Below are 16,504 nucleotides of genomic sequence, written 5' to 3' on the forward strand. Positions count from 1 at the left end.
AAAAAGTAGAGTAATTTAAAAAAACAGGGGGCATAATATGGAGAGATTTCTGGATGTTATAATTAGTATACTTATAATAGTGTTGTTATCACCGCTATTTTTAATTATAGGGATAATCATAAAGCTTAATTCAAAAGGGCCAATATTTTTTACCCAGATGAGAATAGGCAAAAATAATGAATTATTCAAATTGTATAAGTTTAGGACAATGAAAATTGGAACTCCTAATGTAGCAACTGATAAACTTGATAATTCAAAAAGTTATATAACGTGCATTGGTAAAATCCTAAGAAAAACTAGTATTGATGAACTTCCACAATTAATTAATACACTTATTGGGGATATGACTTTTGTGGGACCAAGACCTGCTTTATATAATCAGCTTGAGCTTAAGGAAATGAGAACAAAGGCAGGAGTTCATAAACTACTTCCAGGAGTTACTGGATGGGCTCAAATTAATGGACGAGATGAGAACGATGATTCTGAAAAAACAGCACATGACGTATATTATTTAAACAATAAATCATTATCACTTAATGTGAAAATATTATTTAAAACGGTATCCAAAGTTTTAAAAGCAGAGGGTGTCCGCGATGATGGGCAAAAAAAAAGTAGAGCTTAAGACTATTAGCGATACTGGTAAGCTGAGACATATGAAGCTTTCTGCTAAGAAGGAGATGATGTTGAGATGAAAAAAATACTTATAACAGGATCTAATAGCTATATTGGTACATCCATTGAGAAATACCTAGAGAAATATTCTGATGAATATTCTACAGACACATTGGATATGAAGGACGATTCATGGAAAGAAAAAAATTTTACGCAGTATGATGTAATCTTTCACGTTGCAGGTATAGCGCACGTCTCATCAGACCCTAAAATGGAAGAGTTATATTATAAAGTCAATCGTGATCTTACCGTAGAGACTGCTAAGAAAGCAAAGAAAGCTGGCGTTAAGCAGTTTATTTTTATGAGTAGCATTATTGTTTATGGTGATAGCAGCAATGTTAACGGGGAAAGAATCATAGATAAAAACACTGCTCTAATTTCCAGTAATTTTTATGGAGACAGTAAAATTCAAGCAGAAAAAGGAATAAAACCTTTAGAGAGTGATGATTTTAAAATTGTTATTCTTAGACCACCTATGATTTATGGGAAAGGGTCTAAAGGGAATTACCCGAAATTAGCAAAACTTGCTCAGAAGCTGCCTGTTTTCCCTGACATTGACAATAAGCGAAGTATGCTTCATATAGATAATTTGTGTGAGTTTATTAGATTGATGATTGTAAATGAAGAGAGCGGACTATTCTTTCCACAAAATAGTGAGTACGTTAAGACTTCAGAGATGGTGAAGCTTATTGCAGAATCTCATGGCACGCGAATTAGGTTAACTAAAATATTCAACCCCTTATTACGTCTTATGGGTTTAAAAATCCAAACATTTAGTAAGGTATTTGGCAGTTTGGTTTATGAGAAGAGCATGTCTGATTATAAAGAGGATTATAGAATTAGAGATTTGAAATCATCGATTATGGCAACAGAGGCAGTTGCTACAACAGAAACGGTTGATACAAAAAAATAAGTTGTGGAAAAATAGAAATACTAAAGAAGGGGGATAATGAGATGAAAAAACACATTTTAGTTATAGCGCAATATTTTTACCCTGAACAATTTCGTATAAATGATATTTGTACAGAATGGGTTAAAAGGGGATATAAAGTAACAGTTATAACTGGAATACCTAATTATCCCAAAGGTGAATATTATGAGGGGTATGGACTGTTTAAGAAGCGAAAAGAAATGTATAATGGTATTGAGATAATTAGGATACCACTAATACCCAGAGGAAAGAGCTCAGTAATGCTTGCTTTAAACTATTTGTCCTTTGTTGTATCCGGATTCTTTTGGAAGATGTTCACAAAAATAAAAGCTGATTATGTATTTATATTTGAGGTATCACCCATGACACAAGCTTTACCTGGTGTATGGTATGCTAAAAAAAGAAAGATACCATGTTACTTGTATGTTCAAGATCTTTGGCCTGAAAATGTTGAAATAATTACAGGTATAACTAACAAAAGGATAATTGGCGCTATAGGTAAGATGGTTGACCATATATATTCCGGCTGTACTCATATTTTCACCACATCAAATAGTTTTGTTAAATCAATACACAATCGTGGCGTTGCACTAGATAAGATAGAGTACTGGCCACAATATGCAGAAGATTTCTATGTGCCGCTTGAGAAAGAGTGCATTGAAGAAATTCCAAATGATGATGCATTTAATATAACTTTTGCCGGTAATATTGGTAATGCACAAGGGTTAGATATATTACCCAAAGCCGCAACATTTATAAAAGATAAAAATATAAATAAAAAAATCCGGTTTAACATTATCGGAGATGGTCGATATAAAGAAGAATTAATGCAACTTGTACATAAAGGTGGGTTGGAAGACATGTTTAATTTTATTCCAAAACAACCTGGAACCCGGATTCCAAAGTTTATGGCAGCAAGTGACGTCGCTTTCTTGTGCTTAACAGGTAGCCCACTGTTTTCAATGACTATTCCGGCTAAACTACAGTCATACATGGCTTGTGGTATACCAATTATTGCATCAGCCGACGGTGAGACTGATAAAATAATCAAAGAATCAAATTCAGGTGTTTGTGGCCCAGCTGGAGATGCGCAGATACTCTCAGATATGATAATAGAGCTCGCTAATGAATCACCAGAACTTTTAATAAAGCTCGGGGCAAATGCAAGAAATTACTATGATAATAATTTTAACAAGCAAGAATTGTTAAATAGGATAGATAAATATTTTGTAAAAAATTTAGTAGTAGAACAATTAAACAATAATATTTAAATAACAATTAAAAAATAACTTGTTAAACAAGTAAATAATAACTAGCTTAACAAGTAAATAATAATTTGAAATTGGAGGAGATATACCATGTTTAAAGGTAAAACATTATTAATTACAGGAGGAACAGGTTCTTTTGGGAACGCTGTAATGAAAAGATTTCTTGATACAGATATAGCAGAAATTCGTATATTCTCAAGGGACGAAAAGAAACAAGATGATATGAGAAAATTATATAAAAATGATAAAATTAAATTCTACATAGGTGATGTACGGGACATAGCCTCTGTAAAAAATGCTATGCATGGAGTAGATTATATATTCCACGCAGCTGCTTTAAAACAAGTTCCATCTTGTGAGTTTTTCCCTCTTGAAGCGGTAAAAACTAATGTAATAGGAACAGATAATGTGCTTACAGCAGCAATTGAGTATGGAGTCAAAAAAGTAATATGTCTTTCCACTGACAAAGCAGCATATCCAATAAATGCTATGGGTATTTCAAAAGCTATGATGGAAAAAGTATTTGTGGCTAAAGCTAGAACAGTATCTCCGGATAGGACACTTATTTGTGGTACTAGATATGGAAATGTTATGGCATCAAGAGGATCAGTAATTCCACTATTTATTGAACAGATAAAGAATGGAGAATGTTTAACTGTAACAGATCCTAATATGACTAGGTTCCTTATGAGCCTCGATGAGGCTGTGGAACTTGTAATATTTGCATTCAAAAATGCCAAGGCGGGCGACATAATGGTTCAAAAATCTGATTCATCAACAATACGAGATTTAGCACAAGCAGTGGGTGAATTATTCAATTCGAAAAATGAAGTTAAAATTATAGGTACTCGTCATGGAGAAAAGCTATATGAAACACTTCTTACAAAAGAAGAGTTTGTAGTTGCTCAGGACATGGGGGGATTTTTCAGAGTTCCAGCAGATAAAAGAGATCTTAACTACGATAAATATTTTGTTGAAGGCGATATAAAACTATCCACAGAGCAAGAATATAACTCTCAAAACACTGGAATTCTTAATGTAGAGCAGATAAAAGAAAAGTTACTTAAACTTGATTATATACAAGAAGAATTAAAAACCAATTCTTAAATTAGTGAAGTCCACAATATTAGGTATTAATACTTAGTATTGTGGAATTGTTTAAATAAAACAGACGAAATGTGAGGTAAATATGAAAATACTTGTTACTGGCGCAAAAGGATTTGTAGGAAAAAACATTATAGCAGAACTTAAAAATAAAGGTTATACAGATATATTTGAATATGATTTAGGAACTGAAGAATCACTTCTTGAAAAATACACTAAAGAATGTGAATTTGTTTTTCATCTAGCTGGAGTTAATCGCCCAAAAGATGAAAGTGAATTTATGGAAGGTAATTTTGGATTTACATCAGTGCTTCTTGACCTTCTTAAAAAAAATAATAATAAAGCACCGGTGCTTATAACATCTTCTGTGCAAGCAGAAAAAGAAAATCCTTATGGCATCAGCAAAAAGGCAGGCGAAGATTTATTATTTGCTTACAATAAAGAAACTGGGGCAAAGGTACTGGTTTATAGATTGCCAAATTTATTTGGTAAATGGAGTAGACCTAATTATAATACTGTAGTAGCTACCTTCTGTCATAATATTGCAAGAGGCATAGAAATACAGATATCAAATTCAGATGCTGATTTAGATTTATGTTATATAGATGATGTATTAGATGAATTTATTAGAGCATTAGAAAACATGGAAAGCAAAAAAGACGAATATTGTTATGTACCTATTGTGCATAATATTAAACTAGGGGACCTTGCGAAAAAGATAAGAAGCTTTAAGGAAAGCAGATCTGACTTAAGTGTGCCAAATATGGGTGATGAACTTACTAAAAAGCTTTATAGTACTTACTTAAGCTTTTTACCAGAAGATAAATTTTCTTATGACTTAAAAATGAATAAAGATAACAGAGGATCTTTTACGGAATTTATTAGAACAGCTGAAAATGGACAAGTTTCGGTAAATGTATCCAAACCTGGAATAACAAAAGGTGATCATTGGCATCATACTAAAAACGAAAAGTTTATGGTGGTTAGTGGTGAAGGAGTTATTAGATTTAGAAAGATAGGAACAGATAAAATAATTGAATATAAAGTTAATGCAGATAAACTAGAAGTAGTAGATATTCCTACAGGATACACTCACTCTATTGTAAATATTGGTGAGAACGATTTAGTGACAATAATGTGGGTTAATGAATGCTTTGATCCAAAAAAACCAGACACATTTCACTTGGAGGTATAGAACTTATGAAAAAACTTAAAGTAATGACAATACTAGGAACAAGACCTGAAATAATAAGACTATCGGAAGTTATAAAAGCTTGTGACAGATATTTTGATCATATTCTTGTACATACAGGTCAAAATTGGGATTATACACTTAATGATGTTTTCTTTAAAGAGCTAGAGCTTAGAGAACCAAATTACTTTTTAGGAGTTGTAGGAAGTGATCTTGGAGAAACTATGGGTAACATAATAGCTGAGAGTTATAAAATATTAGTTAAGGAAAAACCAGATGCATTAGTAATACTTGGGGATACAAACAGTTGCCTTAGTGTTATTGCTGCTAAAAGATTAAAAATCCCTGTATTCCATATGGAAGCAGGAAACAGATGTTTTGATCAAAATGTACCTGAAGAAATAAATAGAAAAATAGTTGACGTTACAAGTGATGTTAATATGGCATATACAGAGCATGCGAGAAGATATTTGTTATCAGAAGGAATGAGAAAGGAATATACTTTTGTTACTGGATCACCACTTCCAGAAGTTTTCCATAGATATATGGAAAAAATTGATGAAAGTCCCGTGCTCGAAACATTAGGTCTTGAAAAAGGTAAATATATTTTGGTAAGTGCTCATCGAGAAGAAAACATAGATAATGAAGAAAACTTTAAGAGTATAACAGATGCGTTAAATGCAATAGCAGAAACTTATGATATGCCAGTTATATATTCAACACACCCAAGAAGCTGGAAAAGAATTGAAGAAAAAGGGATAGTATTTCATAAAAATATAAAACAATTAAAGCCATTCGGTTTTTATGATTACAATAAACTTCAAAAAGATTCATTCTGCGTTTTATCTGATAGTGGATCACTTGCGGAAGAAACGAACATTATGGAATTCCCAGGGGTTTCAATAAGAACAAGTACTGAAAGACCAGAAGCAATTGACAAAGGTTCAGTAATACTTGGTGGAATAACTTCTGATAGCATAACTCAAGCTATAGAAATGATAACTATGCAAAAATCATTAGGAGAAAAAACTGTGAAAGCTCATGATTATACAGATATAAATGTTGGTATAAAGGTTGTTAATATTATTCAAGGGTATACAAGCGCCATAAACAAGTTTATATGGAGGAAGTAATAATGAGTCCAGAAAAAAAGAAGAAAATTTTAATGATAGGACCATTTCCAGACCCTATAACAGGTATGTCTGTGTCTAATCAAATGCTTTTAGCTGGCTTATTAGAAAATGGCCATGAAGTTGAATTTATAGACAGTAATGCAGAAAGAACTTTTACAAGTTTAAAGGCGCAAGGTAAATTTAGTATTAAAAAAATATTGAATAGTGTTAGGCCAATAGCTATTGGATGCTACAAGATATTATTTGAAAAATTTGATGTAGTATATATTACGCCTGCACAAAGTTATTTGGGATTTTTGAAGTATACTCCATTTATAAACGTGGCTAATTTTAAAAAAACCAAATGTTATATTGAATTTCATGGTGGATTTGTCCGCGTTATGTATGACTCAGTAGATGTAAAAAAGCAAAAAGCATTAACATCTTATTTTAATAAAACAGATGGTGTTATAGTTCTAGGTGATTCACTAAGAGCAATGTTCGATGGAATACTTGAAAAAAATAAAGTTTTTGTTTGTGAGAATGGCGTTCAGGACGAATATATGCTGACAGAGAAAGAATTTGCGCAAAAATTACAAAAAAATCAACTGAATAATAATTGTAAAATAGAAGAATTAAAAATATTATATTTAAGTAACCTAATGCAGAGCAAAGGTATTTTAGATTTACTGAAGGCTTGCATAAAACTTAAAAAAGAAAATTTCAAATTTCATTTAAATTTAGCAGGTAACATAGAAGCAGAAATAGTTAATACTGTTAATGAAATGAGTAAAGAACTTGGGGGGCACGTTACATATCATGGGGTTGTTAAAGGTGATAAAAAAGCAGCTCTACTTAAAGATAATCATGTATTCTGTCTTCCTACATATTATCCAAATGAAGGTCAACCAATTTCCATTTTAGAAGCAATGGGGAATGGGCTCGCTATTATAACCACAACTCAAGGTGGGATAATAGATATATTTAAGGATGGAGAAAATGGAGCGGAATGCAATAAAAAAGATCCAGATTCAATATGTGAAGCTATAAAGAAATGTAATGAAAACTATATTAAATATTCTAAGAAAAATTATCATGAATGTTTAGCTGAGTATAATAGAAAAGCATTTGTAGGTAGAATAGAAAATATTATCTTAAAGTAATAAAGGAGAAGAAAGTATGAGCTTTTTTTTATCATTTAACAAACGGTTTTGGGTTATAGAACTTGTCTGCCTATTAATAGTAGGAACTATAGTATTATTTCCCATGGGACCTGTGAGCATTGCCTTATCAGAAATAATCGCAATAGGATTTTTTCTTTACTTGTTTATTTATCGTGGGGTATATAAGCGTAATTATATTTTCCCTGTATTATCAAAAAAAGTATTTAGGATATTGTTTGGATTTGGTATATATTTCGTTATACTATTTGGTGCGCGAACTATACTACATTTACCATTCAAGGATACAATATGGCCAATAAGATCATTAATACTTGGTTCATCTATATTTTTTCTAATTGATGAATACAAACCAAAAGTAAACCAGCTTTTAAGTGGAATAATAGTTCTTTATTCTGCATTAAATATAAGAGAATTAATCGATTGTTTTAGATTTTCAGATATTCGAAAATTGAAGTTTTTAGATAATATCAATATATATATGTATATATGTATCATGTTTATTTCTTTTACAGTATGGGCAATAAAAGAAAGCAAGGAAAAAAGATTACCATCATGGATTGCACCAATTGCATATACAAATATGGGGATAAGTATGGTTTTTGCATTCCTTTCCGGGGGTCGCTCAGGATGGGTAATGATGGGGGGCGTACTTACAGTATCCTTTTTATTAGTATTTGGATTTAAATGGTGTTCACTTAAAAAAGTTATATTATTTACTATGGCATGTATTGTTGTTACAATAATTGCTACATCACTAAATTTTATGAAATCCAAAAGTAATGTATATAGATCATTTTCTGTTATTGTTACTAGAATTCCAGGCCTTGCACAACCAAAACCTGAAGATGCAGAAGAGGATAGTGTAGCAACTACTGAAGCTAGTGATAAAATACGTGGCATATTCTGGGCAAAAGCATGGACTTCAATAAAGAAGAATCCTGTTTTGGGAGCTGGTACATTTGCAGTAGCATATAAGGAAATACCCACTAAAACTCAAGTAGAAACACCAACTGCGGAGCAAACGCCTATAAAAGAGAAAACATCTACGAAAAAGATAGAACCGAAAAAAGAATTAACACCTATGCAGGAGCAAATAGCCAATGCAAACAAAGCACCACGACCTGCCCATAATTTCATACTTGAAACTTGGATGGGATGGGGACTAGTAGGGTTAATATTATACCTTGCAGGTTTATTTTCTGCTTGTTATTATGTAGTAATTAAATTGAAAAATATTCCATTGCAATTCAGGATTTGTTGCGTACTTCCTATTGTGTCAGCAGCATTTATAAGTTTGATACAATCATTTATACTTTTAAATTTCCAAGCGACATATATTATGTGGTTTTGCCTTGGAATTGCATCAGCGGCAGATCACCACTACAAAGAAAGCAAAACTGGTAATATTTAAATACAGAACCTATGGGGAATAGCTTCGTAGGTTATAATTAAGGTGGGAGAAAAACTTTGAAAAAGAGAATATTATTAACATCTCAGACTGAAGATAATATAAAAGCTTTACTCAATTATTATGAAAAAAACATAAAAAAAAATAGATCTGACATTGTAGTGGAATATAGCAGTTTTTATAAGTATAAAAATATTAAAATCTTACACTATATTATAAGAGCAAGTCAGATGCTTAAAAATTATTCTGCTGTTGTTTCTGATTATACAACTAGCGTTTTTTCAAAAACTAAAAATGGTGTTTTTATGAGTCATGGGTATGGCACTAAAAATACTCCAGGAAATAGTGAGCTTGATATTAAAAAAACAATGGATATCTATAAGGGTATTAGAACTAAAATAAAAAATGTTGTAACACTATCTGAAAGAGATAGCACGTATTTTTTAAGATCTACAGAACTTGATAAGTGTCCTCTTCCAAATTATATGCCACTTGGATTACCAAGAAATGATATGTTGTTTGACAAAGAATACATCTCTGGATGTAGGAAAAAGTTCGACTCAAAACATAATACTTTCGGAATGAAAATTTTATTGTTTTGTCCAACTTGGAGAGGTTACGAAATAGAAAAAGCTTTCCCATTTACTGAAGAGGACTGGATAAAGTTTGATGAGTTTATGGGACAGCAAAATTGGAAAATGATTTATCGTCCTCACTATTTAGAGAGGCTAATAGATGATAAAGTTTTTGATAATATGAGTAACATTTTAACAATGGATTTTGATGAAGAAATGTCCACTCAAAGTATCCTGGCAGTGTCTGACATGCTACTTACTGATTATAGTTCAATTTATGTGGATTACTTAGTACTAGATAGACCAATTTGTTTTATGCCATATGATATAGAGCAGTATGAAGAAAAACGAGGACTTGCTATAGATTTTACTAGCTATATAGATACTCCTGGTCCTAAATTAAAATGCATTGATAATTTAATGAGTTACATAAAAGATACGAGCAAAAAGGACGAATATATAGCTATTAGAGAAGCAGCTCAAAAGAACTTCTATCATTACTTGGATGGAAATAGCTGCAAAAGAGTGTGGAGTTTAATATTAGATCTTGTAGATAAAAAATAGGAGGTAGATATTAATGAATATTGCTATTATACTTGCCGGTGGAAAAGGTACTAGAATGGGTATAGTTGATCAACCTAAGCAGTTTATTGATATATATGGTAAACCAATAGTTGTACATACAATTGAAGCATTTGATATACATGAACAAATAGATGCAATAGCTGTTGTTTGCCTTAAAGAATGGCATGAGGATATAAAGATATGGACTAGAAAGTTCGAACTTAATAAAGTGAAATGGATAGTGGATGGTGGAGAAACAAGACAGGAATCCGTTTTAGCAGGGCTTAAGGCAATTGAAGAAGATGTAACATCGGATGATATTGTAGTTATTCATGATGCTGCAAGGCCACTAATTTCTCATAGAATAATAGGTGATAATATTGAAGGGGCTAAAGAATACGGCGCCGTAGATACTGTTATCCCTGCCACTGACACTATAATTCAAAGCAAAGACGAGAATACTATATCATCTATTCCAGTGAGAAAAGAGTTATACTTAGGTCAAACTCCTCAAAGCTTTAAATATTCAACTATAATGGATGCTCATAAAAGTGCGGCAAAATCGAAACTTCAAGATTCTACTGATGACTGTAGGGTAGTATTAAATTATGGCGAAAAAGTTCATCTAGTAAACGGAGATAAACTCAATTTTAAGATTACTACAATGGAAGATTTACTTTTATTAAAGTCCATAATTAAAATGAGTAAACTGGAGAGAATATAATGTTAACGCGAGGATTTAAAATAGTTCAATCTAAGAGATTTGAAATTTATATAGAGGATTTAGAAGTGTGTACAGGACATGTAGTGGTAAAGATTGAAACAGCAGCTATATGTAAAGCTGATTTAAGGTATTACCTTGGCAGTCGTGACGAGCGAACACTCAACTTAAAATATCCAATAAATTTGATTCATGAAGCTATAGGTACAGTAGTGAAAGATCCTACAAACTCCTTTAATAAGGGAGATAAAGTTGCACTAGTCCCAAATATAATGATTCCAAAAGATAAACAAGATGAATTTGATATTGCTTTATCTAGTGATAAAAGATTAGGAGAAAACTACTGCCCTAAAGCATTATTTGCCTCAAGTAGTTACAATGGATTTTCTAAGGATTATATTGCATATCCCGCATACAATCTTGTAAAGATAGAGGATAATATTGATTCGAATATTGCTGTGTTCTCAGAACTAATTTCTGTGGCAAATACAGCAATTCGTAGAATAGTATTAAAACCGGATGATGTTATAGGGATCTGGGGTGATGGCATCCTTGGGTATATAATATGCAGCGTATTAAAGCAGATACACAATGGTCCCATTATAGTGATAGGCCATAACAAAGAAAAATTAGAAAAATTTGTTGGTGTTCAAACTTACCTATCAAATGATTCAGATATTAAGAAAAGCAAAATTAATGTTGCATTTGAATGTATAGGTGGCGTCGCGTCTGAGAGTGGAATTGATGAGATTATTAACTCAATACTTCCAGGATCTAAAATGGTATTAACAGGTGTATCAGAAAATCCCGTAAAAATTAATACCCGAAAAGTATTAGAAAAAGGATTAGCATTTTATGGAATTACAAGAAGCAATGTAGAAGATTTTAAATTTGCAGCAGAGCTACTTAAAAAACCTGACTTTAGATCGGATATTTCAAAATTAATTTTAGAGGTAGCACCTATCTATGGAATTAAAGATTATTATAGAGTATTCGAAGTAGAATCAGAAAATAGGGCACTTGGAAAATACATTATGAATTTTAAATTTTAAAGCAATATAAATTAAATGAAATTAGAGGAAATTAAATGAATATAAAAAAATCAGTAAGAGTAATATTTGTAGAATGCTTTGGGATATTGATTGGTATATTGAATGGATTACTGATACCAAAGGTTCTTGATATGCAATCCTATGGTTATCTAAAAACATTTACGTTATATATAACATATGCAGGAATGCTCCATTTTGGATTCTCAGATGGAATGTATTTAATATTGGGTGGTAAAGATATAACAGATATAAAAAAAGAAAAAATAAAAGGCTATTTCTATGTTATGCTAAAGATTGTAATAGCTGCAGTAGCTATTTTATTTATAGTTTCAATATTTTTTATAAAAGATATAGCGTTTAGGTACTTTGTATTTTATATATTACCGTTTCAGATTGTGTTATTTGTTTCTCTATTATATAGAGCAACAGGTGAATTCAACAAATATGTAGTAATAAGAATAGCGCAAAATATAGTAAATTTATCATCTATTCTTGCAGTTATATTAATTATAAAATCGCCAATTTTATATATGCAGATTCAAGTTGTTGGAAATATGGTTTTAGCAATTGTTAGTGGAGCGTTAATTATTTTCTCAGCAAAAAAATCAGAAAAGATAAAGCGCTCAGAAATAAAATCCATAACAAGTATGGGTTTTACTATAATGATAGCAAACGCTATAAGTCTTCTATTTGTTACTTTGGATAGATGGTTTGTTAAAATAAAATTCACAGATAACGATTTTGCATTTTATTCTTTTGCGGTATCGATGCTAAGCTTATTTATAGTTTTAATAAATTCAATCACAGTCTTGTTTTATCCTTATCTAGCAAGAAGTAAGGATGACGCAAAAGTCGTCTCAAATGTTAAAAAATACATTATATTAATATGTAGTTTTGCACCTGCTGGTTATTTTGTGCTGGAGTTTATAGTAAAGAGCTTCCTAAAAGAATATATACCATCCTTAGAAGTGCTAGGAATATTAATAATAGGGATACCGTTCATTTCTTTAACAAATGTTTTATATGCAAATCTTTATAAAGTAGGAAAAAGGGGCAAGGAGTATTTAATTGTAGCCTCTAAAATGGTAGCATTAGCATTTATATTAAATGCATTTGCGACATACGTATTAAAGAATCCCGTAATGATTGCATATGCTACACTTGTTACTTTAGTTGTATGGTATGTATATTCTTCATTTGACTTTAAGGGACTTGAAATACACAAAAATGAGATAATACATTTTATAGTATATTTGTGTTGTTATCAAATTGTTAGGATAATTCCTATTCCATCATTAATCAAAGCGTTTATGTTTATTATCAGTATGATGATTACAGAATACATTTTATTTAATGCTGATATTAAAGACATATTCTTAATGATAAAGAGTAGAAAAAAAGATAGAGTATAAAAATTATAATAAAACAACCGAAATGTATAACAATACATTTCGGTAGTTTTTGTTTGTTTAAAAATTACTTGGATATAATTTAAATATAAGTATTAATGAGGAGAGTGCGACAATGAATGGTAAAAAAATAGATATATCAAAAAATATCTCGATTTTGATACCGGCTTTTAATCCGGATACTAAACTAATAACTTTAGTAGACAATCTTACAAAGGCAGGTTTTACAAATATTAGCATAGTGGATGATGGAAGTAGTGAGGAGTATAAACCAATTTTCAATGAATTGGGGCTTAAAAAACAATGTAACATATTGGTTCATGCAAAAAATATGGGCAAAGGTAGAGCACTTAAAACAGGTTTTAATTATTTTCTTAACAATTGCAAAGATTGCGTTGGAATTGTTACGGCGGACGCTGATGGCCAGCATGGTATTGAAGATATTATAAAAGTTTCACAGAGGCTAATAGATAATCCAGAAAAATTAATATTAGGGTCTAGAAACTTTTCAAAATCAAATATTCCTTTCAGAAGCAGGTTTGGAAATATAATGACTAGAAGGATGTTTGGACTCATAGCTGGAATAAAAGTAAGGGATACCCAAACAGGGTTAAGAGCTATTTCATCTGATTTTGCGTTGGATTTAATGAGTGTTAATGGAGAAAGGTTTGAGTATGAAACCAACATGCTACTTGAATGCAAGAGCAAAAATATTGCTATTGATGAAGTATGTATTGATACTATTTACATAGAAGAAAATAAATCATCCCATTTTAATCCAATAAAAGATTCAATAAAAATTTATGGAGTTTTCTTTAAATTTATGTCATCATCATTTTTATCTTTTGTTTTGGACATTGGCTTATTTACGATGTTTACAAAACTATTTTATAATATAACACCGGAATATTTCATTTTGTTATCAACTATTGTTTCCAGAATTATATCTTCCTTATTTAACTATAATGTAAATAAAAATGCAGTATTTAAACATAAAACTTATGATAAATTAGTGTTAGTTAGATATTATGTGTTATGTTTAACACTTATGTTAGTGTCAGGACTAAGTGTATCGGCTACTTGGTTTGTTTTCAAGCGTTCTGAGGTTGTTATAAAAGTTATAATAGATGGTATCTTGTCACTTATAAGTTACAAAATTCAAAAAGAGTGGGTTTTTAAGAAAATGAACATTTCAGAGGAGTTGTAATATGTATCTAATACTCATCTTTGCGTTATTATGCTCTGGAGCTGCTATGATTTCCTTGAAATTTAATAAAAAAATTGAAGAAACTCTCTCAATGTGGATTTTTATAATAATTATTATTTTATATTTATTTGCAATGCTAGGCTTACTAGAAATCGGTGTATACACCGTAGTTGCAATTGGATTAATTAGTATCGTTTTTTGTTGTTATAATATTTATAGAAATAGGCAAAATTTCATAGAAAATGTTTTAACGCCGGGATTTGTAATATTCACGATATTCTTCGTAATTGCATGGTGGGCACAAAGAGGAAGAATGCTAACATCTTGGGATGAATTTTCACATTGGGGAACTGTAGTTAAAAACATGTATATCTTTGATGCTCTTGGTAATCATCCAGAGGCAACTACCACATTTAGGGGGTATCCTCCTGCAACCGCATTATTTGAATACTTCTGGGTAAAACTATCTGGAGAGTTTACAGAGGGTAATTTATACAGGGCTATGAATATATTATATTTTTCATTAATGATGCCTATATTTATTAATGTAAAACACAAAAACTTTAGCAAGATAGTTATTCGATTTATTTTCATATTAATACTCCCTTTAGCATTCTTCCAGGATTTTTATACTAATATAATGGTGGATGCAATCCTCGGAGTTATGTTTGCAAATGTACTCATAACCCATTATGGGAACAAACTAAGTACTTTTAAAATTCTTAATATAAGTTTAACCTTATTTATATTAACGCTCACAAAAGCTCCGGGATTTGGACTTGCGATTATAGCTATTTTAGTAATTGCTGTAGATCTCTTTTTTGCAAAAAGAGAGGAGTTAAAGTTATACATTAATCAGGGCACGAAGATTAATACTTTAAAAAGAATAGTTCTAATTTTATGTCCTGTATTTGCTGCCATAATATCAAAAAAATCATGGGCTATGTATCTTAAAATCACAAAAACGAATGTAGCCTGGAATACAAGCGAAGTTGGTCTACAAAATCTTAAAGATTTATTTACTGGAAATGCATTGCATTACCAATTTGTAACAATAAATAATTTTTTCAAAGCAATTACAGAGGTTTTTTTAACAAACTATATACTTAAATTATCATTAATGGGTTGGGTAGTAATACTTATAGCAATTTCTACTATACTAATAACCTTTGTTTCTAATGAAGAGGAAAAAGGTCGGTATTCATTAGGAGTTATAACAGTATTCATGGGAGGTATTATATACACTGCCTCATTACTAATTTTATATGTGTTTACATATTCAGAGTATGAAGCTACTAATTTAGCATCCTATTCAAGGTATACAAGTACCTATCTTTTAGGTGTCTTGATTTTTCTAGTTGTAATCATATGTTTAAAAGAAAAAGAATACGATTCTAAATTTAAGCGATCATGTACTATTTTCATGTTATTGTTTTTATTGTTAATTACAAATGTAACTCCAGTTATAAGTAATACTATATTGGCCCCTTACAATATAAAAAATACAATAGAAGAACGTAGACCTTACGCGCCTATAACAAAGATAAAAGGGGTATTAAACCCTAAAACTGATAAAGTGTATTTTATTTCTGTTGCAACTAATGGTTTTGATTATTGGGTTAGCAGATATAATATAACACCTATAAAAACTAATTTGGGCGTAGGCAGTTGGAGTCTTGGTAAACCATATTATAAGGGTGATATTTGGACTAAAGACATAAGTGCAAAAGAATGGGCAGAAAAACTGAAAAATGAGTATAGCTACGTGTATATATTTAAAACTAATAATGGGTTTAACAAAACCTATGGAAAAATTTTTGAAGGTGGGAGTAAATCCATTAAAAAGGATACTTTATATTATGTGAAAAAGAATAATGACAGTATTGTTCTTAAAAAAGTAAAGTAGATTAGAGCAAATATTTTATGCACAAAGAAAGTATATATTACATATGATGCATTGAAGCGAGCTTTAGAACTTCTTATTTTATTTTTAATTAAGATGCGTTAAGAAAAACATATGTTTGAGCGACAGCGAGTTTATGTTTTTCAGCAGATTAATTAAAAATAAAATTAGTAGTCCTTAGCGAAGTGAATTCATTAATAGT

14 protein-coding genes are annotated in these 16,504 nt (G+C 30.8%); all 14 read left to right on the forward strand.

Annotated elements, in window-relative coordinates; genetic code table 11:
- Positions 1-37 precede the first annotated feature (37 nt).
- Positions 38-622 (forward strand): sugar transferase, encoded by a 585-nt coding sequence (locus ACWJJ2_RS15860; protein WP_165413783.1) that lies wholly within the window; start codon positions 38-40, stop codon positions 620-622.
- A 66-nt stretch (positions 623-688) separates the two neighbouring features.
- Positions 689-1,585, forward strand: coding sequence for an NAD-dependent epimerase/dehydratase family protein (locus ACWJJ2_RS15865; RefSeq protein WP_462953493.1), 897 nt, complete (start codon positions 689-691; stop codon positions 1,583-1,585).
- A gap of 41 nt (positions 1,586-1,626) precedes the next feature.
- On the forward strand, positions 1,627-2,874 hold the full coding sequence (locus tag ACWJJ2_RS15870; RefSeq protein ID WP_462953494.1) for a glycosyltransferase family 4 protein: 1,248 nt from the start codon (positions 1,627-1,629) through the stop codon (positions 2,872-2,874).
- Between the two features lie 87 nt (positions 2,875-2,961).
- Positions 2,962-3,978, forward strand: coding sequence for a polysaccharide biosynthesis protein (locus ACWJJ2_RS15875; protein WP_216303903.1), 1,017 nt, complete (start codon positions 2,962-2,964; stop codon positions 3,976-3,978).
- 82 nt (positions 3,979-4,060) lie between these two features.
- Entirely contained in the window at positions 4,061-5,170 is a 1,110-nt protein-coding gene (locus tag ACWJJ2_RS15880; protein WP_462952707.1) for a capsular polysaccharide biosynthesis protein CapF, read from the forward strand.
- A 5-nt stretch (positions 5,171-5,175) separates the two neighbouring features.
- Positions 5,176-6,300 carry a non-hydrolyzing UDP-N-acetylglucosamine 2-epimerase gene (wecB, locus tag ACWJJ2_RS15885; RefSeq protein WP_462953495.1) on the forward strand — a complete coding sequence of 375 codons (1,125 nt, stop codon included), beginning with the start codon at positions 5,176-5,178 and terminating at the stop codon, positions 6,298-6,300.
- 2 nt (positions 6,301-6,302) lie between these two features.
- Positions 6,303-7,442 (forward strand): glycosyltransferase family 4 protein, encoded by a 1,140-nt coding sequence (locus tag ACWJJ2_RS15890; protein WP_216303900.1) that lies wholly within the window; start codon positions 6,303-6,305, stop codon positions 7,440-7,442.
- Positions 7,443-7,458: 16 nt separating this feature from the next.
- Positions 7,459-8,874, forward strand: a complete 1,416-nt coding sequence (locus ACWJJ2_RS15895) for an O-antigen ligase family protein (RefSeq protein WP_220286355.1) — start codon at positions 7,459-7,461, stop codon at positions 8,872-8,874.
- Between the two features lie 56 nt (positions 8,875-8,930).
- Entirely contained in the window at positions 8,931-10,010 is a 1,080-nt protein-coding gene (locus ACWJJ2_RS15900; RefSeq protein WP_216303898.1) for a CDP-glycerol glycerophosphotransferase family protein, read from the forward strand.
- Between the two features lie 13 nt (positions 10,011-10,023).
- Positions 10,024-10,734 carry a 2-C-methyl-D-erythritol 4-phosphate cytidylyltransferase gene (gene ispD / locus ACWJJ2_RS15905; protein ID WP_216303897.1) on the forward strand — a complete coding sequence of 237 codons (711 nt, stop codon included), beginning with the start codon at positions 10,024-10,026 and terminating at the stop codon, positions 10,732-10,734.
- On the forward strand, positions 10,734-11,783 hold the full coding sequence (locus ACWJJ2_RS15910; RefSeq protein WP_462953496.1) for an alcohol dehydrogenase catalytic domain-containing protein: 1,050 nt from the start codon (positions 10,734-10,736) through the stop codon (positions 11,781-11,783). Before ispD ends, ACWJJ2_RS15910 begins: the two co-directional genes overlap by 1 nt.
- A gap of 35 nt (positions 11,784-11,818) precedes the next feature.
- Positions 11,819-13,195 (forward strand): oligosaccharide flippase family protein, encoded by a 1,377-nt coding sequence (locus tag ACWJJ2_RS15915; RefSeq protein ID WP_462953497.1) that lies wholly within the window; start codon positions 11,819-11,821, stop codon positions 13,193-13,195.
- Between the two features lie 112 nt (positions 13,196-13,307).
- Positions 13,308-14,399 (forward strand): glycosyltransferase, encoded by a 1,092-nt coding sequence (locus tag ACWJJ2_RS15920; protein WP_220286360.1) that lies wholly within the window; start codon positions 13,308-13,310, stop codon positions 14,397-14,399.
- A 1-nt stretch (position 14,400) separates the two neighbouring features.
- Positions 14,401-16,305, forward strand: coding sequence for a hypothetical protein (locus ACWJJ2_RS15925; RefSeq protein WP_462953498.1), 1,905 nt, complete (start codon positions 14,401-14,403; stop codon positions 16,303-16,305).
- Positions 16,306-16,504 lie beyond the last annotated feature (199 nt).

It is taken from the genome of Clostridium sp. CM039 (assembly GCF_055081075.1).

Excerpts from the sequence above, each read along its gene's own strand:
- ACWJJ2_RS15860 (WP_165413783.1), top strand. The coding sequence starts at position 38 with ATGGAGAGATTTCTGGATGTTATAATTAGTATACTTATAATAGTGTTG.
- ACWJJ2_RS15865 (WP_462953493.1), top strand. The coding sequence starts at position 689 with ATGAAAAAAATACTTATAACAGGATCTAATAGCTATATTGGTACATCC.
- ACWJJ2_RS15870 (WP_462953494.1), top strand. The coding sequence starts at position 1,627 with ATGAAAAAACACATTTTAGTTATAGCGCAATATTTTTACCCTGAACAA.
- ACWJJ2_RS15875 (WP_216303903.1), top strand. The coding sequence starts at position 2,962 with ATGTTTAAAGGTAAAACATTATTAATTACAGGAGGAACAGGTTCTTTT.
- ACWJJ2_RS15880 (WP_462952707.1), top strand. The coding sequence starts at position 4,061 with ATGAAAATACTTGTTACTGGCGCAAAAGGATTTGTAGGAAAAAACATT.
- wecB (WP_462953495.1), top strand. The coding sequence starts at position 5,176 with ATGAAAAAACTTAAAGTAATGACAATACTAGGAACAAGACCTGAAATA.
- ACWJJ2_RS15890 (WP_216303900.1), top strand. The coding sequence starts at position 6,303 with ATGAGTCCAGAAAAAAAGAAGAAAATTTTAATGATAGGACCATTTCCA.
- ACWJJ2_RS15895 (WP_220286355.1), top strand. The coding sequence starts at position 7,459 with ATGAGCTTTTTTTTATCATTTAACAAACGGTTTTGGGTTATAGAACTT.
- ispD (WP_216303897.1), top strand. The coding sequence starts at position 10,024 with ATGAATATTGCTATTATACTTGCCGGTGGAAAAGGTACTAGAATGGGT.
- ACWJJ2_RS15910 (WP_462953496.1), top strand. The coding sequence starts at position 10,734 with ATGTTAACGCGAGGATTTAAAATAGTTCAATCTAAGAGATTTGAAATT.
- ACWJJ2_RS15915 (WP_462953497.1), top strand. The coding sequence starts at position 11,819 with ATGAATATAAAAAAATCAGTAAGAGTAATATTTGTAGAATGCTTTGGG.
- ACWJJ2_RS15920 (WP_220286360.1), top strand. The coding sequence starts at position 13,308 with ATGAATGGTAAAAAAATAGATATATCAAAAAATATCTCGATTTTGATA.
- ACWJJ2_RS15925 (WP_462953498.1), top strand. The coding sequence starts at position 14,401 with ATGTATCTAATACTCATCTTTGCGTTATTATGCTCTGGAGCTGCTATG.